Raw genomic sequence first — 21,830 nt, 5'->3', positions numbered from 1 at the left:
CGACCCGGCTGCCCGCCCCTCGGGGCGGGCCCGCCTGGCCAGCCGCGCCCGCCGCCGGGTGCCGGTGATCCTGGTACGCCGCGGCCGGCGCAGCTCCCGGCGCAGCGGCGGACGGACCTCGGCCACCCCGGCCAGCGCCGCCTGGCGCACCATCCGGTTGGCGTCCTCCGGATCGCACCCCGCGCCCCGCAGCAGGTCGCTGGCGGCGGTACGAAGGTCGGTGACGAGGGCGTCCCCGTACGACCGCACCCCCTCCGCCCAGGCCCGGCCGGCGAGGTGGGCGCATTCCCGGACCAGCTGCCGGGTCCGCTCGGGCTCCTGATCGGCCCGGCTCTCCCGGCGCAGCTCGGCCACGCCGTCACCCAACCGACGAACCGCCCGGGGCAGGCACACCGGGACGGGTTCGCCGTACTGGAGGGCGGTCGCGCTCCAGCGGGCCAGGGCCCGGCTGGTGAGGATCAGGCGCTCCAGGTGGTCGGCGCTGCGGGCGTAGCGGTGGAACCGCGCCCGGCGGTGCCAGCGGGCCGGCGCCAGCGTCACCACCTCCTCCGCCCCGCTGAGCGACTCGTTCAGCCGCCCGATGTCCGCGTCCAGCCCCCGCAGCCGGCCCAACGCCCGGATCGCGGCGTCGACGTCCCGGCGGGACAGGGCGTCGGCCACCGCGTACAGCTGCTCGGTGACGGCGGCGAAGAGCGGCGCGGCCGCCCGGTCCACCACCCGCAGCGGATTGATCGGCAGCAGCAGCGCCACCACCAGCAGACCTACCGCGCCGCCGACCAGCGCGTCGAAGACCCGGGGCAGCTCGAGGCCCCGTTCCATCGGGGCGAGCGTTGCGATCAGGACGGCGGTACCGCCGGCCTGCCCGACCAGGGCCCCGCCCCGGCCGGCCACCAGCAACGCGCTGGCGATCGCCAGCGCGACCACCGCCCCGGTCTGCCAGGGCCCGGAGCCGAGCAGGAACCGCAGCCCGTCACCGATCATGATGCCGATCCCGACTCCAGCCAGCAGTTCGAAGGTACGGCGGGCCCGCTGCCCGATGGCGGTGGCGATGGTGCCGACCGCCGCGGCCGGGGCGAAGACGTGCGCACCGGGGCCGAGCAGGTGCTGGGCGATCAGGGCCGCCAGCGCCGCGGCCAGTCCGGCCTGCACCGCGATCACGACGGTCACCTCGAGCTGGCGCAGCCGCACCCGGCCGCCCGCGCCGCCGCGCCGCCGCGCCGGCGGGCCTCGGCCATCGACCGGACGGTCCGCTCGGCGACCGCGTCGAGCGCTGAGCGCGCGGGACCGTCGCCCGGACGACGATGGGCCATGGCGGCGGTTACCCGGCAGGCACCCGTCCAACCTCCCGCCACCGCAGGCGCCCGTGACGAGGGCGGGGCGTCCCGATCGGGCCGGCGGGGGCGGTGTCGCCGCTCGGGGTGGGCGGGCCGAACCCGTTCAGGCCCCGGGATCACCGCTCAGGCGGGTACGGCGGGCCTTGGACCCGGCCTCGTACGCGGCCCGGGCGGCCCGCGTCCGCGCGGTGGTCGAGACGGCGGCGACCGGCACGTCCCACCAGGCGCCGCCGTCCGGGCCGGCCTCGAACGGGTCGGTCTCGACGTGGACGACCGTGGTGCGCTCCGCCGCCCGGGCGGTGGCCAGCGCGGCCCGCAGCTGCGCCGTGGTGGTCACCCGGATCAGGTCCGCGCCGAGGCTCGCCGCGTTCGCGCCCAGGTCGACCGGGAGCCGGCCGCCGGCCCGGTCGCGGTAGGCGGTGCCGAGCCGCTGCGCGCCGACGCGCTCCGAGAGCCGGCCGATCGAGGCGAACCCCTGGTTGTCCACCAGCACGACGACCAGCTTCACCCCTTCCGCCACCGCGGTGGCCAGCTCACTGGGCAGCATGAGATAGGAGCCGTCGCCGATAAGCACGAAGACCTCGCGGTCCGGCGCGGCCAGCCGGACCCCGATCCCGCCGGGGATCTCGTAGCCCATGCAGGAGTAGCCGTACTCGACGTGGTAGCTCTTCGGGTCGGCGCTGCGCCACAGCCGGTGCAGGTCGCCGGGCATGGACCCGGCCGCGCAGACCACCACGTCGCGCGGCCCGGCGGCGTCGTTGACCGCGCCGATCACGGCGGTCTGGGTGGGCCGCGCCTCGGGGTCGGCGTGCCGGGCCCGGTCCGCCACGGCCGCCCACCGCTCGGTCAGGTCCGCCACGGACGCCCGGTACGCCGGCTCGGTGCCCCAGCCCGCGCACGCCGCGTCCAGCGCCGCCAGGCTCTCCCGGGCGTCCCCGACGACCTGCACGCCGGAGAGCTTCGCGGCGTCGAAGCCGGTGATGTTGACGTTGACGAACCGGGCGTCGTCGCCGAAGAGGGTGCCGGAGGCGGTGGTGAAGTCGCTGTAGCGGGTGCCCACCCCGATCACGAGGTCCGCGCCCGCCGCGATCTCGTTGGCGGCGGGGGTGCCGGTGACGCCGACCGCGCCGAGCGCGAGCGGGTGACCGTACGGCAGGGCACCGGTGCCGGCCTGCGTCTCGGCGACCGGCAGCCCGTGCTCCTCGGCGAATCGGCGCAGCGCCGCGCACGCCCCGCTGTAGATCACCCCGCCGCCGGCCACCACCAGCGGCCGCCGCGCCGCGGTGACGGCCCGAGCGGCCCGGGCGACCGCGGCGGAGTCCGGGCGGGGACGCGGCACGTGCCAGACCCGTTCGGCGAACAGCTCCGCCGGCCAGTCGTACGCCTCCGCCTGCACGTCCTGCGGCAGCGCGAGGGTGACCGCGCCGGTCTCCACCGGATCGGTCAACACCCGCATCGCGGCCAGCAGCGCCGCCGGCAACTGTTCCGGCCGGTTGATCCGGTCCCAGTAGCGGGAGACCGGCCGCAGCGCGTCGGTGACGCTGACCTCGTAGGACCGTGGGTCCTCCAGCTCCTGCAGCACCGGGTTGGCCACCCGGGTGGCGAAGATGTCGCCGGGGAGCAGCAGCACCGGCAGCCGGTTGACGGTGGCCCCGGCGGCGCCGGTGACCAGGTTCGTCGCGCCCGGACCGATCGAGGTGGTGCAGGCCAGGGTGCTGAGCCGGTCGGTCATCCGGGCGTACGCGGCGGCGGTGTGCACCATGCCCTGCTCGGTGCGGCACAGGTGGTACGGCAGCTCCGCGCCCGCCGGTCCGGCCAGCGCCTCCCCGATCCCGGCGACGTTGCCGTGGCCGAAGATGCCGAAGCAGGCCGGGATCAGCCGCCGCCGCGCCCCGTCGCGTTCGGACCACTGCCGGGCCAGGAACGTCACCAGCGCCTGCGCCACCGTCAGTCTGGGCATCACGCCTCCCGCGTCGTCGGGCCGGTCAGCGGCAGCCGCGGGTCGACCGGCTGGTCCGCCCAGCTGCCGCGGACCCAGTGGTGCCGGGGGTCGTCCACACAGGCCATGCTCCGCGCCGGGCCGGGCCCGGCCAGCACGTTGAGGTAGTAGAGGTGGTAGCCGGGCGCGGCCATCGACGGCCCGTGGTAGCCGTACGGGACGAGCACCACGTCCCCGCCGCGCACCTCGGCCAGCACCTCGATCGGCCGTCGGGCGGTGCCGTAGACGCGCTGGTAGCCGACCGGGCCCCCGGGGTCGCCGGGCACGCCGCCGGCCACCTCGAAGTAGTAGATCTCCTCCAGCTCCGCCTCGACCCGGCCGTCGTCGTGGGTCCGGTCCTCCTCGTGCTTGTGCGGCGGGTAGGACGACCAGTTGCCGCCCGGGGTGAGCACCTCCACGGCGACCAGCCGGTCGCAGTCGAACGCCTCCGGGGAGCAGAAGTTGTTCACCTGGCGGCTGGCCGGTCCCGCGCCGCGCAGCTCGACCGGCACGTCCCGGGCCGCGCCGTAGCGGGGCGACAACCGGCGGGTCGCGCGCGCCGACGGCAGGGCGAACCGGCCCTCGCCCCGCACCGTCACCGTGGCGTCGCGCGGCAGGTACGCGAAGTCGGTGACTGCCGCGAACACCGAGGCGCGGCCCGCCAGGGTGAGGCTCAGCCCGTCGCAGTGCACCGTCGCCGCGCCGGCCAGCGGCAGGACCAGCATCTCCTCGTCGCCGGTGTCGAAGCTGACCGCGCCACCGGGGGGCAGGGTGAGCACCCGCAGGCCGGCGTAGCGCCAGCCGGCCCGCTCGGGGGTGACCTCCAGCGCCCACGGCGCCCGGGTGGTGGTGCCCCAGGGCAGGTGCGCCTCGACGGCGCTCACGCCTGCTGCCCGGTGGGGAGCAGCGATCCGGCCAGGTCCACGGCGGCCGCCACGTCGTCGTCCGGCGGGTAGAGCAACGCCCGGCCGACCACCAGGCCGCGCACACCGGGCAGCCGCAACGCCCGTGCCCACCGCGCGTACACCACGTCCGGCGCCTCCACCGGGTCGCCGCCGAGCAGCAGGACCGGCAGGGTGGTCGCGGCGATCACCCGTTCCATCTCGTCGATCGCCGGCAGTTTCAACCAGGTGTACGCGGAGGTGGCGCCGAGGGCCTGGCCGACGCTGACGCCCTTGATGACCGCCTCGGGGCGCAGGTCGGCGTGCACCCGGCCGTCGGTGCGCGCCACCCAGAGCGGCTCGACGAGGGCCACCGTCCGGTGCGCCGCGAGGGCGGTGACCGCCCGGGCGCAGGCCTGCAGGGTCGGGGCGGTGCCCGGGTCGTCCGGGTCGATGCGGCAGAGCATCTTGCCGCCGTCGTAGCGCATCGCGGCGATGCTGTCGGCGTCGTACGCGGTGAACCGGTCGTCGAGTTCGAAAGTGGCGCCGGAGAGGCCGCCGCGGTTCATCGAGCCGATGGCCAGGCGGTCCTCCAGCGCGCCGAGCAGCAGCAGGTCCTCCAGGACGTCCGGGGTGCCGAGCACGCCGTCGACGCCCGGCCGGGACAGCGCCAGGCGCAGCCGGTCGAGCAGGTCGGCGCGGCCGGCCATCGCCATCGGCCGGTCCCGCACGCCCAGGGCGCCGCGGGCGGGGTGGTCGGCGGCGATGATGAACAGCGGCCGTCCGTGGTCGGGCCACGGTCGGCGGGTCCGGCGGGCGGCGGCCTCGGCGATCGCCTGTGGCCGGTGGGCGCGGGTGAGGGTCAGCGCGTCGTACTCGGTGCTCACCGGTCTTCTCCTCCCCCGGCGGCGGTCGACGACGCCGGTTCCGACTGGACGGCACGGGCCAGCGCCGCGGTCTCGGCGTGATCGGGCATGGCGGCGGAGCAGGCCAGGCGGGAGGCGACGAGGGCGCCGGCGGCGTTGGCGAAGCGCAGCGTCCGCTCCAGCGGCCAGTCGCGCAGCAGGCCCAGACAGAGCGCGCCGCCGAAGGCGTCGCCGGCGCCGAGCCCGTTGACCACCGTCACCGGCACCGGCGGCACCCGGACGGTCTCGGCGCGGGTGCGGGCCAGCACCCCGGCCGGCCCGAGCTTCACCACCGCCAGCCGGGGCCCGCGGTCGAGCAGCAGCCCGGCGGCCCGCTCGGGGTCGCGGGTGCCGACGGCGATCTCCACCTCGTCGAGGTTGCCGACGGCCACGGTGACCCGCGGCAGCACCTCGGCGACCGCGGCGGTGGCCGCCGCCGGGTCGGACCAGAACATCGACCGGTAGTCCAGGTCGAGCACGGTGTGCGGGCGCCCGTCGCGGGCGACCAGCGCGGCCGCGTGCGCGTCCCGGCTCGGCTGCTGGCACAGGCCGGTGCCGGTGAGCCAGAAGACCCGGGCCGCGGCGATCGCGTCCAGGTCGATTTCCTCGGGGCGGATCTGCAGGTCGGGGGCCGTTGGGGTGCGGTAGAACCAGAGCGGGAAGTCGTCCGGCGGGAAGATCTCGCAGAAGGTCACCGGGGTGGGCAGCCCGTCGACCGGGTGGACCTGGCTGTCGTCGACGCCGAAGTCGCGCAGCGCCCGGTGCACGTAGTCGCCGAACGCGTCGGCGCCGGTGCGGGTGATCACGCCGGCGCGCAGCCCCTGCCGGCTCGCGGCGACGGCCACATTGGTGGGGCTGCCGCCGAGGAACTTGCCGAACGTCTCGACCTCGGCCAGCGGCGTGCCGATCTGCAACGGATAGATGTCCACCCCGACCCGGCCGATGGTGAGCACATCGAGCATGCGGCGTCCTTCCCCGGCCGGCGATGCCGTGCCCGCCGGCCCTGCCCCTGATTGGTAACAGCGCTCTACGAGTTCTGTCAATGTGTTGTCATGACATCCGCCCTCTGCGTTCGGTCACCGCTTCGGTACAGTGGCGCCCATCATCGTGCCCCGAGATCCCGCGCGTGCCCAGCGAGGAGGTGCCGTGACCGGCCCCGAGATCGCGGTCGACCGGAGCAGCCCGGTCCCGCTCTACTTCCAGGTCGCGGAGCAGTTCGCCGCGGCGATCCAGCGCGGCGAGCTGGCGCCCGGCGACCGGCTGGACAGCGAGTTGCAGCTCGCCGACCGGCTCGGGTTGTCCCGCCCGACGGTGCGGCAGGCGATCCAGCACCTGGTCGACAAGGGACTGATCGTGCGCCGCCGCGGAGTGGGCACCCAGGTGGTGCGCGGCGAGGTGCGCCGGGCGGTGGAGCTGACCAGCCTCCACGACGACCTGCTGCGCGCCGGCCAGCAGCCGTCCACCTCGGTGCTCGAACTGGCCACCGTGGCCTGCCCGGCCGAGGTCGCCGCCGCGCTCGGCGTACCGGTCGGCAGCGAGGTGCAGCACCTGCGCCGGCTGCGGTTCTCCGATGGGGAACCCCTCGCGGTGATGGAGAACTGGCTGCCGCCCGACCTGGTCCGGCTCAGCATGGACGCGTTGCAGGCCAAGGGCCTGTACGCGATCCTGCGCGCCGGTGGCATGCGCATCCGTGGCGCCCACCAGCGGATCGGCGCGCGGGCGGCGACCGCCGCCGAGGCGCAGATGCTCGGCGAGCGGCGCGGCGCGCCCCTGCTCACCATGACCCGCACCGCCTACGACGACCAGGGCCGGTACGTGGAGCACGGCGCGCACCTCTACCGGGCCAGCCGCTACTCCCTTGAGGTGACCGTCGCCGAGCGGTGACGGTGGATGTTTCGGGCTCATTTCAGTGACAGGTATTTACGTCGTCAGGCTGTCATGACATTGTGGCCGCAAACACCGCCGGCGGCGGACGTGCGGCCGGCGGGCGACCCGCGAGTCTCTTCGAAGTCTCCTTGCGAAGGGAAGCAGCCCATGACATCCAAGCCGAGACGCGCAGCGGGCGTGCTCGCCGCGTTCACCTCCCTTGCCCTGGGCCTCACGGCCTGCGGCGACTCGTCCGAGCCGGCCGGCAAGGACGCCAAGAACATCACCCTCACGATCTCCGCCAACTCCATCGTGGGCGGCAAGAACTCCGCCGGCGCGGAGTGGATCGAGAAGTGGGTCATCCCCCGGTTCGTCGAGGCGCAGAAGGCCAAGGGCGTCACCGCCAAGGTGACGTTCGTGCCCAGCGGCGTCGACGACGAGCAGTACAAGACCAAGCTGGCCCTGGACCTGCGCTCCAAGGGCGGCGCCGACGTCATCGCGGTGGACGGCATCTGGGTGGGCGAGTTCGTCCAGGCCGGCTACCTCAAGCCACTGTCCGAGGTGGCCGGCGACCAGGCCAACTCCTGGGAGGGCTGGTCGCAGATCCCGGAGACCGTACAGGGCCTCGGCAGCTTCGAGGACAAGCGCTACGGCATCCCGCTCGGCACCGACGGCCGGGTCCTCTACTACAACAAGAAGCTGTTCGCCCAGGCCGGCCTGCCCGCCGACTGGCAGCCGAAGAGCTGGCAGGAGATCCTCGACGCCGGCGCCAAGCTCAAGGCACTGCCCGGGGTGACGCCGATCCAGATCAACGCCGGTACGGCGATGGGCGAGGCGACCTCGATGCAGGGCGCGCTGCCGCTGCTGGTCGGCGCCGGCGGCGAGATCTGGGCCGACGGCAAATGGGCCGGGGCCAGCCAGCCGGTCAAGGACATGCTCGACTTCTACACCAAGATCTACGGCGGCGGGCTGGGCGACCCGAAGCTCCAGCAGGAGGCGAAGGGACGCGACAAGTCCTTCGCGGAGTTCGCCGCCGGCAAGATCGGCATCCTGGCCGAGGGTGACTACTTCTGGCGCAGCGTCATCAACCCCGAGGACGGCATCGCGAAGATGGCCGACCGGGACACCAGCGTCGGGTACGCGATGATCCCCGCCAAGCAGCCGGGGGCCGGCATCCGCGGGCAGGACTTCGTCAGCATGTCCGGTGGCGGGGTGCGGGTGCTGAACCCGAACTCCAAGTTCCCGTCGCAGGCGTGGGAGTTGCTGTCGTTCATGCACTCGGCCGAGGGGGTCAAGGCCGAACTCGCCGGCGAGGCGCGGATCTCCGCGCGGACCGACGTCAACAAGGAGGTCCTCGCCGGCGAACCGATGCTGAAATTCGTCGCCGAGAAGGTGCTGCCGGTGACCGCGTACCGGCCGCCGCTGGCGGTGTACCCGCAGGTGTCGGTGGCGCTGCAGGAGGCGACCGCCGCCGCCGCGTCGGGCCGGAGCGCCGACGAGGCCGCCGGGGCGTACCAGAAGAAGCTGGAAGGGATCGTCGGTGGCGCAGGTAACGTCACCTCCTGACCAGGTGGTGGAGGGGAGGCGCCCGGAGACGGGCGCCTCCCCGGCCCCCGACGCCGCCGGCCTGGGCCGGGCCCGGGCCACCGGGTTCCTCGTGCCCAGCATGGTGCTGATCCTGCTCTTCCTCGTGGTGCCGGCCGCCTGGACGATCTACCTGGGCGTCACCAACTACCGGCTGACCGGCCTCGCCGCCGCCAACCCGGAGATCGTCGGCCTGGACAACTACACCCGGGCCCTGAGCGACGAACGGTTCCGCTCCTCGCTGGTGCTGACCCTGCAGTTCGTGCTCGGCTCGGCGGTCATCGGCCAGGCCGGGCTCGGCTTCGCCATCGCCTTCGCGCTGCGCGACCGGCGCGGCCCGCTGCGCCGGGTGGTCGAGGCGTTCGTCCTGCTCTCCTGGATCCTGCCCAGCTCGGTGGTGGCCTTCCTCTGGATCGCCCTGCTCGACCGGGACGGCGGCACCCTCAACACGCTGCTCGGCATCCCGGGCACGGCCTGGCTGCTCGACCACCCGATGCTGTCGATCATCGTGTTCAACACCTGGCGCGGCACCGCGTTCTCGATGATGCTCTACGCCGCCGCCCTGGAGAACGTGCCCCGCTCCCACCTGGAGACCGCCCGGCTGGCCGGCGCGTCCACCTGGCAGCAACTGCGCGACGTGGTCTTCCCCCGCATCCGCGGGCACGTGCTGACCAATCTGCTGCTGATCAGCCTCTGGACGTTCAACGACTTCGCGCCGTTCCTCATCACCGCCGGGGGCCCCGAGCAGCGCTCGGAGATCCTCCCGGTCTACGTCTACAAGGTGGCGCTCTCCGGCGGTGAACTCGGCTTCGGCGCCGCGATCTCGTTCGTCATGCTGCTGATCAACCTGGTCATCGCGCTGGTCTACCTGCGCATGCTGGGCCGGCGGAAGGAGACGGCGTGAGCAGCGCGACCAGCACGGCGCCCGCGCCGACCACCGACCCGAAGGCCGGCACGGAAGCCGTCCGGCACCTGCTCGGCCGGGTCGCCCGCTACACCTTCCTCTGCGCCGTCCTCGGGTTCTTCGCGCTGCCGCTGCTCTGGCTGGCCACCGCCCCGTTCGACGACACTCCGACGATCACCGCGTCGCTGCCGCGGTTCACCCTGGACAACTTCCGCGCGCTGCTGGACAACCCGTACGCGCTCAGCTCGCTGCTCAACTCCGTCTACCTGGCCGGCGGCACGGCGGCGCTGGTGGTGACGTTCGGGGCGCTGGCCGCGTACGCGCTGAGCCGGGTCCGGGTGCCCGGCCGCGACGCGCTGCTCTACGGGCTGCTGCTGCTCTCGTCGATCGTCACCGGCACGGCCACCATGGTGCCGCTGTTCGAGTTGGCGTTCCGGCTCAACCTGATCGACTCCCGGCTCGGGGTCATCCTGATCCTCACCGGCGGTCTGCTGCCCGCGGCGATCTTCATCCTCAAGGACTTCATGGACGGCACCCCGACGTCCTACGAGGAGTCCGCCCGGGTCTTCGGCGCCAGCCCGTTGCAGATCATGCGGCACATCGTGGTGCCGCTGGTCCGCCCCGGCCTGGCCACCGTCGGGGTGTGGGCGGTCGCCAACGTCTGGGGCAACTTCCTGGTGCCGTTCCTGCTGCTGCGCGGGCCGGAGAAGGCCCCCGCAGCGGTGATCATGTACACCCTCTACACCGAGGGCGGCCAGGCCGACCTGCGGTTGCTCTCCACGTTCTCGCTGCTCTACTCGCTGCCGGTGGCGCTCATGTTCGTCTTCGTCAGCAGCCGGTACGGATTCCGCTTCCACGGAGGGATCAAGCGCTGATGTCCGCCATCACCATGCGCGACCTGACCAAGGTCTACCCCAACGGGGTGCGGGCCCTGGACGCCCTCGACCTGGAGATCGCCGACGGCGAGTTCTTCGCGCTGCTCGGGCCGTCCGGCTGCGGCAAGACCACGCTGCTGCGCACCATCGCCGGGCTGGAGGTCGCCTCCGGCGGCGACGTGCACATCGGCGACCGCGCCGTGACCAACCTGCCGCCCGGCAAGCGGGACGTGGCGATGGTCTTCCAGGACTACGCGCTCTTCCCGCACATGACGGTGCAGGAGAACATCGCCTACCCGCTGCGGATCAAGAAGATGGACCGTCGCGGCCGGGCGGAGAAGGCGGCGGAGACCGCCGACGAGCTGGGCCTGTCCGCGCTGTTGCACCGCCGCCCGGGGCAGCTCTCCGGCGGGCAGCAGCAGCGGGTCGCGCTCGCCCGGGCGATGGCCTGCCACCCGCTGGTGTTCCTCCTCGACGAACCGCTGTCCAACCTCGACGCGCGGCTGCGGCTGGAGGCGCGTACCTTCCTCAAGCGGCTGCAACGCGAACTGGGCGTCACCACCGTCTTCGTCACCCACGACCAGGCCGAGGCGCTCGCCCTCGCCGACCGGATCGCCGTCATGGAGGGCGGCCGGATCCGCCAGGTCGGCACCCCGACCGAGGTGTTCCGCCGCCCCGCCAACACCTTCGTCGCCGGGTTCATCGGCTCCACCCCGATGAACCTCGTCGACGCCGAGGCGCAGGACGGCGAACTGGTCGTCGCCGGCACCCGGCTGCCGATGCCGGAGGACGTGCGGGACCGGGTCAGCGCCGGCGAGAAGCTCGTCTACGGGGTACGTCCCGAGTACCTGGACTACTCCGCCGAACCGGTGCCGGGGGCGCTGAGCGGGCAGGTGGTCGTGGTGGAGAACCTGGGCAGCTTCTCGCTGGTCTCCCTCGACGTGGCCGGCGGGGACGTCGCCGGGGCCGCGGGGACCAGCGTCCAGGTCGTCGTGCCGGAGGGGCGCGAACCCGAACCCGGCGACACCGGCTGGGTGGTGCCCCGGCCCGGCCGGTCACTGCTCTACCGGGACGGCGAGCTGGTGAGCGGGGCGGCGACGGCCGTGCCCGCCGCGCGTACCGGCGCGGAGCGGTGAGCCATGGCGGTGCACCGGGGTAGGTGGACGCTGGCGGACCGCGCCGAGAGCGTGCTGCGGACCCTGCCGGTCACCGTGCCGCCGGGCACCGCCGCGCTCACCGTACGACTCGACTATCCCCGGCAGGCCGGGGTGCTCGACCTGGGCTGCCTCGGGCCGGCCGGCTTCCGGGGCTGGTCCGGTGGTGCCCGCGACGGCTACACCGTGGCCGCCGACTGGGCCACCCCCGGCTACCTGCCCGGTGAGCTGGAACCCGGCGAATGGCAGGTGCTGCTCCGGTTGCACCGCATCCCACCGGAGGGCCTGAGCTACGAGGTCACCGCCACCACCAGCACCACCGGGCCGGACGCCCCGACGCCGTCGGCGGCGCCACCGCGCCCGGACCGCCCGCCGCGCCGCGCGCTGCCCGGGGTGGACGGCCGGCGCTGGATCGCCGGGGACCTGCACGCGCACACCGTGCACAGCGACGGCGCGGCCACCATCGACGAGCTGGCCGCCCTCGCCGCCGCCCGGGGCCTGGACTTCCTCGCCGTCACCGACCACAACACCGTCAGCCACCACCCGTGGCTGCCCGCCGCCTCGGCCCGGTACGGCCTCACCCTGCTGCCCGGGCAGGAGGTGACCACCGACCGGGGACACGCCAACGTGTTCGGCCCGGTCGGCTGGGTCGACTTCCGGCAGGCGCCCGACGAGTGGCTGGCCGGCGCGGAGCGGGCCGGCGGGCTGATGTCGGTCAACCACCCCCTCGGTGGCGACTGCGCCTGGCGGCAGCCGCTGGCCACGCGTACCCGGCTGGCCGAGGTGTGGCACTCCGGCTGGTGGGACCGCACCTGGGGCGCCCCGCTGGCGTGGGCGCGGGCCTGGCGCCCGGACGTGGTGCCGATCGGGGGCAGCGACTTCCACCGCCCCGGCGACGACGCGCCGCCCGGCTCCCCCACCACCTGGCTGCTGGTCGACGACGACCGCGAGCCGCAGGCCGCCGTGCTCGACGCGCTGGCCGCCGGTCGTACCGCCGTGTCCGCCGGCCCCGACGCGCCGCTGCTGCTGCGCCTCGGCGACGAACTGCTCGCCCTCGACGCGGACGGCATGCTGCTCGGCCACCCCGACGGCAGCCACCGCGTCGTCCGCGGCGACCGGTGCCGGCTCCCGGCCGGCGACGGCCTGCACGTCCTGGAATCGCACCGCATGGAGGTGGTCGCACTGTGCAGCTGAGCGGACGTACCCGGGTGGCCGGCGCACCGGTCAACCACGGCATCTACCAGCACGACGACCCGCTCCTCGACCCGGACGACCTGCTGGCGGCCCTGTCCCGCGACGGGTACGACGGGGTGGACTCCGGGCCGATCGGCTACCTCGGCACCGGCGAGGCGCTGGCCGGCCGGCTCGCGGCGACCGGCATCGGGCTCGCCGGCGGCTGGGTCGACCTGCGCTACGCCGACCCGGACGGCTTCGGCGCGGACCTGGTCCAGCTCGACGCGGCGCTCGACGCGTTCACCGCCGTACCGGCCGACGACCCCCGGTTCGCCCCCCGGCCCACGCTGGCCTGCCCCGGCAACCCCGGCCGGATGGCCCGGCCCGGCACGCCGCCCGACCTCACCTCGGTGCTGCCGGCCACCGCCTGGCCGGAGTTCGCCGCCCGGGTGCAGCAGGCCGCCGACCGGTGCCGGGACCGGGGTCTGGAACCGGTGTTCCATTACCACCTCGGCACCGACGTGGAGACCGAGGCCGAGGCCGACCGGCTGCTCGAACTCACCGACATCGCGCTCTGCCTGGACACCGGGCACCTGCTGCTGGCCGGCGGGGACCCGGTCGCGGCGGTCCGCCGCTGGGCCGGCCGGATCGGGCAGGTGCACCTCAAGGACGCCGACCTGGCCGTCCACGAGCGGGTCCGGGCGGCCGGCGGTGGCCTTTCCGACGTGGTCGCCGCCGGTGGCTTCTGCGCCCTGGGAGCCGGCGACGTCGACTTCGCCGGGGTGCTGGCCGGCCTCGACGCCATCGGCTACACCGGCTGGCTGGTGATCGAACAGGACGCGCCGGCGCACGGACGGGACCTCGACCGGACGCTGGCCGACCAGCGCGCCAACCGGCGCTGGCTCGAGGAGGCGCTGCGATGACCGAACCGGGCAAGCGGATCCGGATCGCGGTCGCCGGGCTGGGCATCATCGCCCGTACGGTGCACCTGCCGCTGCTGCAACGCCGCGGCGACCTGTTCGAGATCGTCGCGCTCGGCGACCTCTCCCCCACCCGGGTGGCCGAGCTGGGCGGCCGGTACGGGGTCGAGCCGGGCCGCCGGTACACCGACGCCGCCGCGATGCTGGCCGACGGCGGGTACGACGCGCTGCTGCTGGCGACGTCCGGCTCGCACGGGGAGCTGGCCGCGTCGGCGCTGCGCGCGGGCCTGCCGGTGCTCTGCGAGAAGCCGCTGGCCTACACCCTGGCGGAAGCGGCCCGGCTGACCGAGCTGAGCGGCGGCGCGCCGGCGCTGATGGTCGGCTACATGAAGCAGTACGACCCGGCGGTGGCCGAGGCCGCCCGGCTGCTCGACGAGTGGGGCGGGGCCGAGCGGGTCCACGCCGTGGAGGTGAGTGTGCTGCACGCCGGCGGCGACGGGCAGCTCGCCTTCGCCAACCTGCCGCCGGCCCCCGCCGACGTGCCGCCCGACGAGGTGGCCCGGCTGCGCGCCGCCGACGCCGCGCTGCTCGACGCCGCGGTCGGCGGTGACCCGGGCGCGCGCACCCTCTACCAGATCCTGATCAACAGCATCTCCCACGACCTGTCCCTGCTGCGGCTCTTCACCGGCGCGCCGACCACCGTGGAGCATGTCGCGACCTGGCCGCTGGCGCCGGACGGGCCGGCGGAGCCGTCGGTGGAGATCAGCGGGCGGCTGCCGGGCGGGGCCCGCTACGGCATCCGCTGGCTCAACCTGCCCGACTACCCGGCCTACCGGGAGACGGTGACCCTGCACCACGCCCGGGGCTCGCTGGAACTGGTCTTCCCGTCGCCGTACCTGCTCAACGCGCCCACCACGCTGACCCTGGTGGAGGCGCACGGCGGCGGTGAGCGGCGGGCGGCGTTCCGGTCGGTGACCGAGGCGTTCGAGCAGGAGCTGGTCGCCTTCCACGCGATGGTCACCGCGGGCGCGCCGCCGCTGACCGGGATCGCCGAGGGCGCGACCGACGTACGGACCAGCCAACAGGTGGTACGCCGCCTCGGTGAGCTGACCGGGGCGGCGATCGGCGGAGAGGCGGCCAGCTCATGACACGACCGACCGACATCATCGTCGTGCCGCACACCCACTGGGACCGGGAGTGGTACGAGCCGTTCCAGCGGTTCCGGCTGCGGCTGGTGGCGTTGCTGGACGACGTGTTCGACCGGATGGAACGCGACGAGCGGCAGCGCTTCACCCTCGACGGTCAGCTCGCCGCGGTCGACGACTACCTGGAGGTGCGCCCGGAGCGGCGCGAGCAGGTGATCGCCCTGGTCCGCGCCGGCCGGCTGGCGGTCGGGCCGTGGCAGATCCTGCTCGACGAGTTCCTCTGCTCCGGGGAGAACATCGTCCGCAACCTGGAGCGCGGGCTGACCCGTAGCGCGGAGCTGGGCGGGGCCATGCCGGTGGGCTACCTGCCCGACATGTTCGGCCACACCGCCCAGATGCCGCAACTGCTGGCCGGGGCCGGGCTGGCCCACGCCTGCGTGTTCCGCGGCGTCCCCGACCGGGTCCGCACCCACGCGTTCGCCTGGCAGGCGCCGGACGGCACCACGGTGCGCACCGAGTACCTGCCCGGCGGGTACGGCAACGCGGCCGGCCTGATGGACGACGCCGCGCTGGTCACCCGCCGGGCCACCGACCTGGCCGACCGGCTCGGCGGCTGGCGACCCGAGGGCGCGGGCGGACCGACCCTGGCCATGTACGGCACCGACCACGCGGCGCCGGCCCCGGACGCCCCCGACCTGCTCGCCGCCGCCGACGTCGACGGCATCCGGTTCCGGCTCGGCACGCTCGCCGAGTACTTCGCCGCCCAGCCGACCACCGTGGACGGGCTGCCCACCGTACGCGGGGAGCTGCGCTCGCACGCCCGGGCGAACATCCTGCCCGGCGTGATCTCCGTGCGCGCCCACCTGAAGCAGGCGATGGGTCGCGCCGAGCGCCGGGTCGAGCGGTACGCCGAACCGCTCGCCGCGCTCTGGCACGACCCGTCGGTGCAGCGCTTCCTGGACATGGCGTGGACCCGGCTGATCGACGCGAGCTGCCACGACTCGGTGACCGGGTGCGGCTGTGACGAGACCGCCGAGCAGGTGGCCGCCCGGCTGGCCGAGGCCGACCAGCTCGGCCGGGCGGTCTGCGACCTGGTGGGTGCCCGGTTGGCCACCGCCGTGCCGCGCGACGGGTACCTGGTGTTCAACCCCGGCCCGACCGCCCGGACCGCGCTGGTGCGCCTCGACGTCGAGGCACCCGACGGCGCGGCGGTGGGGCTGGCCGGCGCGGACGGCACCACGGTGGCCGCGCAGGTCCTCGACCGGGCCCGGACGCTGCTCGCCGACGACCTGGTGCCGGCCGTCGACCTGCCCGGGGTGCTCACCCGGGTGCACGGCCGGGAGCTGTACGGCCAGGAGGTCACCCGCTGGTCGGTGTCGCCGGCCGACGCCACCCTCACCTTCGAAGTGGCCCGGCACGGCGACCCCGCCTTCGACGTGGCGGACGTCCGCCTGGCGCTGGCCGACGCCGGCCGGCCGGACCACTGGCGGGTCCGCATCGTCGCCGCGCCCCGGCTGACCGTCGCCGCGCTGGTCGACGTGCCCGCGCTCGGCCACGCCGCGGTGCGGCCGGTGCCGTTGCCGGCCGACGCCGCCCCGGTGCCCGGCCCGGTCACCGTCGCCGACCGGAGCCTGGACAACGGACTGCTGCGCGTCGACGTCGCCGAGGACGGCACGCTGCGGCTGTCCACCCCGGACGGCGTCACGGTGGACGGGGTGGGCCGGATCGTCGACGGCGGCGACGTGGGCGACAGCTACAACTACGCCCCGCCAACCGCCGACGAGCTGGTCGACAAGCCGCGCGCGGTCCGCACGGTGGTGCGGCACGCGGGTCCGCTGGTGGCCGCCGTGGACGTGGTGCGCGAGTACCGGTGGCCGGTGGCGGCCGACGTGGACGCCGGCTCCCGCGCGGTGGACCGGGAGGCCGTGGCGGTCACCACCCGGGTCGAGCTGCGCTCCGGCGAGCGGTTCGCCCGGCTGCGGATCGAGTTCGACAACCGCTGCGACGACCACCGGGTGCGGCTGCACCTGCCGCTGCCGTCCCCGGCCCGCGCGTCCCATGCCGAGGGCCAGTTCGCGGTGGTGGAGCGCGGCCTGATCGCGGAAGGCGGCGGGGGTGAGGTGCCGCTGCCGACGTTCCCGGCGTCCGGATTCGTGGCCGCCGGCGGGGCGGACGGCGCGCTGGCGGTGCTGCTGACCCAACCCACCGAGTACCAGCTGACCGACTCCGGGCGCGAGCTGGCCGTGACGGTGCTGCGGTCGATCGGGATGCTGTCGCGCAACCGGCACGCGCTGCGGGACGAGCCGGCCGGCCCGCAACTGCCCACCCCGTCGGCGCAGTGCCGGGGCGAGCGGACCGTCGAGCTGGCGGTGCTGCCGTACCGGGGCGAGTGGCACGAGGCGGGGGTGACCGAGGCGGCCGAGGCGTACCGGCACGAGCCGCTGGCCTTCGCCGGCACCGCGCAGCCGTCCGTCGCCCTGCCGGCCCCGGCCACCGGCCTGTCGGTGACCGGCCCGGGGGTGGCGCTCACCAGCGTCCGGGACCGGCAGGGCCGGATCGAGGTGCGGGTGGTGGCCGAGACCCCGACCGACACCGGCGCGGTCATCGGGGCCGGGCGGGGTGTCCGGGGGGCGTGGCGGGCCGACCTGCTCGGCCGGCCGGGCGAGCGGCTGAGCGTCGACGCCGACGGCCTGGTCCGGCTGCCGTTGCGCGCCTGGGAGATCGCCACGGTGCAGCTCGACCTGACCTGAGCGGCGGGCCGACCTGACGAGTGCCCCCGGGTGGGGGAACCCGTCACCGCTCGCCCCGCCGCGCCGTCACCCGGCGGGCGACGGCCAGCAGGTACTCCTTGCGGTCGGTCGGGTCGTGGTCGGAGCGGGGGCGGGTGGGCGGCTCGCCGTGGACCGGGCGGTGGTGGTCGAAGGTGGACTCGAAGATCCCCTCGCCCCGGGTCAGCGTCGGCAGCCGCTGCTGCACGGCGTGCACCCGCCGCGCCGGCACGTCGCCCTCGACCACGTACGACGAGCCCCGCGCCAGCGTCGCGTGGGGCACCGCGTCCAGCCTGGCCAGCACGGGCAGGACGGCGCTGAGCGCGTCGCCCGGGATCTCCAGCCGGAACCGGTGCATCGGCTCCTCCACCCGGGTGCCGGCCCGCCGCAGCGTTTCGACCAGCACCAGCGGGGTGAGGTTGCGGAAGTCCCCGGCGGTGCTGGACATGCTCTTGTCGAAGGTGCCGTGCGAGTGGCTCTGCCGGGCCCATTGACCTCCTCCGCCGCCATGAATGGCAGGGATTCCCTCCGCGCTGCGCGCGGAACGCGCAACACCCGGGTGGGTTCCTGCTTCACCGCGGCCAGCCAGGACAAGACCTGGTCTTACGTCCGCTCCACAAGCGTTTAACGTCTCCGCAAGCCCTGCGGCGACAATGTCACGCTGTGTCCGTCGTGACGCTTCAGAGCTTCCGGAACTACCCTTCGCCCCGCACGTGGCCACCGTACCACCGCCTGTCGACGTCACGTCAACGGTGCGCCGCGCCGCCCCGACCGGGTCGCCGATCCGGACGTCGCCGAGGCCGCGCAGCAGCGCGATCCGGCCGGCGCCGACGGCGTCGTCGCGGACGGTCGAGCCGCGGTCGAAGACCTCGATCCCGGTGACCGTGGCGAGGCGTCCCGCACCGACGGGCAGCCGGTCCCGCACCCGTACGGTGCCACCGAACAGCCGGACGTAGGCGATCCGCTCGCCCGAGGGGCTCCGCTGCACCTTGAAGACGGTGCCGGAGGGCGGGCCGTCGGCGCCGTCCTCGGCCATCGGCAGCAGCTCGGTGAGGCCGGCGATCAGGGGTGCCACGCCGGCGCCGGTGATCGCGGAGCCGGCGAACACCGGGTGGACCGGCGCCTGCCGGGTCTGCGCCGCGAGGACCCGGCGCAGCCGCCGTCCGGTCAGTCGCCGCTCGTCCTCGACGTACTCGGTCAGCAGCGCGTCGTCGTGCGCGGTGAGCAGGTCGAGCAGCCGCCGGGTGAAGCCCGGGTCGGTGTCGGGGTGGGGTACGCAGCGGGCCGCCGGCGTACCGGCGCCGTGCACCGCGCCCGTCGCCACCACCGCGGGGGTGAGCCGGGCGGCGAGGTCGCGCAGCACCCGGTCGGGATCGGCACCGGCCCGGTCGATCTTGTTGATGAAGATCAGGGTCGGCAGGCGCAGCCGCTGGAGTGTGCGCATCAGCACCCGGGTCTGGGCCTGCACGCCCTCGACGGCGGAGACCACGAGCACCACACCGTCGAGCAGGTCGAGGACCCGTTCCACCTCGGCGATGAAGTCCGGGTGGCCGGGGGTGTCGATGAGGTTGACCGTGACGCCGTCGACGACGAAGGAGGCCACCGCGGATCGGATGGTGATGCCGCGCTGCCGTTCCAGCACCATCGAGTCGGTCCGGGTGGTGCCGTCGTCCACGCTGCCCAGGTCGTCGATGACGCCGACGGCGTGCAGCAGGCGTTCGGTCAGGCTGGTCTTGCCGGCGTCAACATGCGCGAGGATGCCGATGTTCAAGGTCTTCACGGAGCGTCATGTCCTTCGGGTTGATGATCATTCCCAAGTGGTTGGACATGAACGCAGCGCGCATCTCTGATCCTTCGCGGTCGGTTGCGTGACCCACCCAGTCGACCAGCGCGTCCGTCGGCCGGCAACCGAATAACGCCGTCGACCCCGACCCCGGGCCGGCGCTGGTGGACCGCGAGCCAAATCTCTCCTTTCGGAGCTAAAGGTACGCATCGATCTGGGGCGCGTGTCCTGGCGCGGCGCGAGTGGTTGTACTCGACGTGACGGCACACTCACCCACCACCATGCCGGCTCGCGCGCCCCGCTGGCGGGTCACCTGGGCGGAGCGCGAGAACGAGCGCCGGCGGCGCTCGTTCGACAGCGCGACCGCGGCCTGGCAACGGCGCAACGACCACCTGGTCCGGCTGCGGATCGAGGCCGCCGGCTTTCACGGGTACGCGCACCCGCGGGACAGCCTGCCGATGAACCTGGGCCGTGACGAGGTCGTCTACCGGGTGCAGCCGACCGCGGAGCTGGCCGAGGCCGGGGCGCGGCACATCGCCGGACTGCCCGTGCCGGAGCTGACCGTCACGGCACCGGGCGCCCATCCGCCCCGGCGCGGGCTGCCGACGGGCCTGCGGGTCGTCGACGCGGGGATGGCCGTCGTGACCAACCACCGGGTCGTCTTCTCCGGCGGCGCGAGCTGCCGGGAGTGGACGTACGCGGACATGGTGGGGCCGGCACACCACCCCGACGTCCCACTGACCCTGCTGCACACCGCCGACGGGAGTCCGCTCGCCGGGCTGCGCGTACCGGCCAACGCCGCCGTGAACTTCCGCTTCTACCTCACCCTCGCCTTCGCCGCCGCCACCGGGCAGCGGGCCGCCGTCGCCGCGCAGGTCGACGCCCTGCTGGCCGGGCACCGGCACACGCGGCCGACGCCACCGGCACCGGCCGACCCGGCCCGGGCCCCGCTGACCGCGGTGCGCCCCGACCGCCCGGGTGTCGCCGCCGCCGCCGTCGTCACGCTGGCGTTCGCGACGCTCTCCGCCGGCACGTCCACGACCGAGCAGGCCGGCCCGGCGTACCGCGCGGCTCTCGGCGGCAGCGGCACCGCCGGCACCGACGCGCCGGCCGACGAGTACGGCACGACCCCGAGCACCCCCGCCGCGCCCGAAGCCCCGGACAGCGCTCCGGCCCCCGCGCTGACCGGCCCGCCGTCAACGGCGGCCCCCGACGGCGGCACCCCCCAGGTGGTGGAACCGATGCCGCGCCGGCCCCGGACGAGCGTGGCCGCCGCCGCGCCGGAGGACGCGCCGGCAGAACGAGTTCCCGGCCCCGCCCCGACCACCGTGCCGGCCCCGACCACGCCGCCCCCGACCACCGCTCCCAGCCCGACCACGGCACCACCGGCGCCCGAGGCCCCCATGCTCGACCTCTGCCTCGAACCCCTGAAGCTGCCACTGGTGCAGCGGCTGCTCTGCCCACCGACCAGCCGCTGAGCGGGCGGTGACCCCGTCCGCGTCGCCCCGCCCGTCGACCGGCAACCGCCACCGGCGACCGGCGCGGACGCCACCCTGATCGCCGGCTCAGCGCCCGCGGTCGCGTCGGCCTACAGTGTGCCCATGTGGGAGTCGATCGCTGCGCCGGCGGTGGGTCTGATGGCCGCGATGGCAGCGGCTGTTCCGACGCCGTCGCCGTCGGTGGACGCCGCGCCGGTGTTGACGTCGACACCGTTCGGCGCGCTGCCCGGGCAACAGGTCACCCACACCGTCACGATCCCCGGCAGCGGCACCCTCATGACGACGCGGGTCACGTTCACCACGACGGTCGATCTCGACGGTGTCAACGCCCGAGCCGAGCCGGGTCGGTGCACGCCGTCCCCGCGTACCGTCGTCTGCGACCTCGGTGACCTGCGCCTGGACCCCGCCGGGGCGGCGCCGCGGATCACGATCTCCGGGCGGGTCCGCCCGGGTGCGCCGCCGGGCACGGTGGTCCGCAACCGGGTCGGTGTCACCTCGGTGGAGACCACCGCGACGGGCGCCCGGACCACCAGCAACGCCTACCTGCTCCCGGGCTCGACGGCCACGCCCACCGATCCGCCGCTGCCATCGACGGCCATGGCGAGCGAGGTCCCGCCGCCCGGCCGGTCGATGCGGGTGCCGGCCGTCGCGGTGGCGGTGGCCGGCGCGGTCGCGGCGGCCGCGCTGCTGGCCCGTCGGCGGCTGCGGCGGCGTCCGGGTCCGTCGCCGGCCGATTCGGCTGTAACGACCGGGCACCCCGATCCGATGTAGCAAGGGGACGACACGAGCCGGCGGCAGGAGTACGGCATGGAGCAACGCTGGTGGAGGCAGGCCACGCTGGCGACCGTCGCCGAGGCGGCCACGCTGATGATGACGGCCCTCTGCCTGGATGCAGCAGCGGCGAGCGCCGGGACGCAGAGCGCGGCGCAGGGACCCCTGCCCCTGCCGACCCTGCTGCCCCTGCCGAGCCCGTCGCTGCCCGTGTCGCTGCCGCCGATAGAACCGCCGCAGGTGACGCTGCCGCCCCTGAAGCCGCCCCCGGTCAAGCCACCGCCCCTCCC

At 74.9% G+C, this 21,830-nt stretch carries 17 protein-coding genes and 1 pseudogene; 12 read left to right on the top strand and 6 right to left on the bottom strand.

The features are described from left to right. The 5 genes from KBX37_RS35490 to iolC all read right to left on the bottom strand — a co-directional run. Positions 1-1,158 (bottom strand): FUSC family protein (locus tag KBX37_RS35490; RefSeq protein WP_307849215.1); only part of this gene is annotated, 1,158 nt, incomplete at its 3' end. A 279-nt stretch (positions 1,159-1,437) separates the two neighbouring features. Then, on the bottom strand, positions 1,438-3,294 hold the full coding sequence (gene iolD / locus KBX37_RS26860; protein WP_247658991.1) for a 3D-(3,5/4)-trihydroxycyclohexane-1,2-dione acylhydrolase (decyclizing): 1,857 nt from the start codon (positions 3,292-3,294) through the stop codon (positions 1,438-1,440). Beyond that, positions 3,294-4,196, bottom strand: coding sequence for a 5-deoxy-glucuronate isomerase (gene iolB, locus KBX37_RS26855; RefSeq protein WP_210778675.1), 903 nt, complete (start codon positions 4,194-4,196; stop codon positions 3,294-3,296). Before iolB ends, iolD begins: the two co-directional genes overlap by 1 nt. After that, entirely contained in the window at positions 4,193-5,080 is an 888-nt protein-coding gene (locus KBX37_RS26850; protein ID WP_088961981.1) for a deoxyribose-phosphate aldolase, read from the bottom strand. Before KBX37_RS26850 ends, iolB begins: the two co-directional genes overlap by 4 nt. Further along, positions 5,077-6,060, bottom strand: coding sequence for a 5-dehydro-2-deoxygluconokinase (iolC, locus tag KBX37_RS26845; RefSeq protein ID WP_210778674.1), 984 nt, complete (start codon positions 6,058-6,060; stop codon positions 5,077-5,079). Before iolC ends, KBX37_RS26850 begins: the two co-directional genes overlap by 4 nt. 184 nt (positions 6,061-6,244) lie before the next feature. Here iolC and KBX37_RS26840 point away from each other — a divergent pair, with 184 nt between their 5' ends. The 9 genes from KBX37_RS26840 to KBX37_RS26800 all read left to right on the top strand — a co-directional run bounded on the left by KBX37_RS26840 (position 6,245) and on the right by KBX37_RS26800 (position 17,469). Further along, positions 6,245-6,982, top strand: coding sequence for a GntR family transcriptional regulator (locus tag KBX37_RS26840; protein ID WP_210778673.1), 738 nt, complete (start codon positions 6,245-6,247; stop codon positions 6,980-6,982). Between the two features lie 150 nt (positions 6,983-7,132). Next, the gene (locus tag KBX37_RS26835; RefSeq protein ID WP_210778672.1) at positions 7,133-8,530 is read left to right on the top strand and encodes an extracellular solute-binding protein; all 1,398 of its coding nucleotides are present in this window, start codon (positions 7,133-7,135) and stop codon (positions 8,528-8,530) included. Further along, complete coding sequence (locus KBX37_RS26830) at positions 8,505-9,452, top strand: carbohydrate ABC transporter permease (RefSeq protein ID WP_210778671.1); 948 nt, start codon at positions 8,505-8,507, stop codon at positions 9,450-9,452. The genes KBX37_RS26835 and KBX37_RS26830 overlap by 26 nt, the downstream gene beginning before the upstream one ends. Next, positions 9,449-10,327: a carbohydrate ABC transporter permease gene (locus KBX37_RS34870; protein WP_210778670.1), complete on the top strand. Its 879-nt coding sequence runs from the start codon at positions 9,449-9,451 to the stop codon at positions 10,325-10,327. The genes KBX37_RS26830 and KBX37_RS34870 overlap by 4 nt, the downstream gene beginning before the upstream one ends. Beyond that, on the top strand, positions 10,327-11,463 hold the full coding sequence (locus KBX37_RS26820) for an ABC transporter ATP-binding protein (protein ID WP_210778669.1): 1,137 nt from the start codon (positions 10,327-10,329) through the stop codon (positions 11,461-11,463). The genes KBX37_RS34870 and KBX37_RS26820 overlap by 1 nt, the downstream gene beginning before the upstream one ends. A 3-nt stretch (positions 11,464-11,466) precedes the next feature. After that, positions 11,467-12,675 carry a CehA/McbA family metallohydrolase gene (locus KBX37_RS26815; protein ID WP_210778668.1) on the top strand — a complete coding sequence of 403 codons (1,209 nt, stop codon included), beginning with the start codon at positions 11,467-11,469 and terminating at the stop codon, positions 12,673-12,675. Further along, entirely contained in the window at positions 12,666-13,577 is a 912-nt protein-coding gene (locus tag KBX37_RS26810) for a sugar phosphate isomerase/epimerase (RefSeq protein ID WP_210778667.1), read from the top strand. The genes KBX37_RS26815 and KBX37_RS26810 overlap by 10 nt, the downstream gene beginning before the upstream one ends. Then, a complete protein-coding gene (locus KBX37_RS26805; RefSeq protein WP_210778666.1) occupies positions 13,574-14,722 on the top strand; it encodes a Gfo/Idh/MocA family protein in 1,149 nt (382 codons plus the stop codon). The genes KBX37_RS26810 and KBX37_RS26805 overlap by 4 nt, the downstream gene beginning before the upstream one ends. Next, positions 14,719-17,469 carry a glycoside hydrolase family 38 C-terminal domain-containing protein gene (locus tag KBX37_RS26800; protein ID WP_210778665.1) on the top strand — a complete coding sequence of 917 codons (2,751 nt, stop codon included), beginning with the start codon at positions 14,719-14,721 and terminating at the stop codon, positions 17,467-17,469. The genes KBX37_RS26805 and KBX37_RS26800 overlap by 4 nt, the downstream gene beginning before the upstream one ends. Before the next feature lie 43 nt (positions 17,470-17,512). On the opposite strand, the gene KBX37_RS34865 is transcribed toward KBX37_RS26800, so the two are convergent. Then, positions 17,513-19,267, bottom strand: coding sequence for a GTP-binding protein (locus tag KBX37_RS34865; protein WP_307849214.1), 1,755 nt, complete (start codon positions 19,265-19,267; stop codon positions 17,513-17,515). A gap of 260 nt (positions 19,268-19,527) precedes the next feature. Between KBX37_RS34865 and KBX37_RS26785 the strand changes: the two genes are divergently transcribed. The 3 genes and pseudogenes from KBX37_RS26785 to KBX37_RS26775 form a co-directional block, all read left to right on the top strand. Next, a complete protein-coding gene (locus tag KBX37_RS26785; RefSeq protein ID WP_210778664.1) occupies positions 19,528-20,748 on the top strand; it encodes a hypothetical protein in 1,221 nt (406 codons plus the stop codon). 123 nt (positions 20,749-20,871) lie between these two features. Further along, positions 20,872-21,540: a hypothetical protein gene (locus tag KBX37_RS26780; RefSeq protein ID WP_210778663.1), complete on the top strand. Its 669-nt coding sequence runs from the start codon at positions 20,872-20,874 to the stop codon at positions 21,538-21,540. Between the two features lie 36 nt (positions 21,541-21,576). Next, positions 21,577-21,830: pseudogene (locus KBX37_RS26775) on the top strand (hypothetical protein); the annotation flags it as partial.

This window comes from Micromonospora sp. U56, from assembly GCF_018070095.1.
Classification (GTDB): domain Bacteria; phylum Actinomycetota; class Actinomycetes; order Mycobacteriales; family Micromonosporaceae; genus Micromonospora; species Micromonospora purpureochromogenes.
Note: the sequence above shows the minus strand (reverse complement) of the source record. Positions and strands in the feature narration are given on the sequence as shown.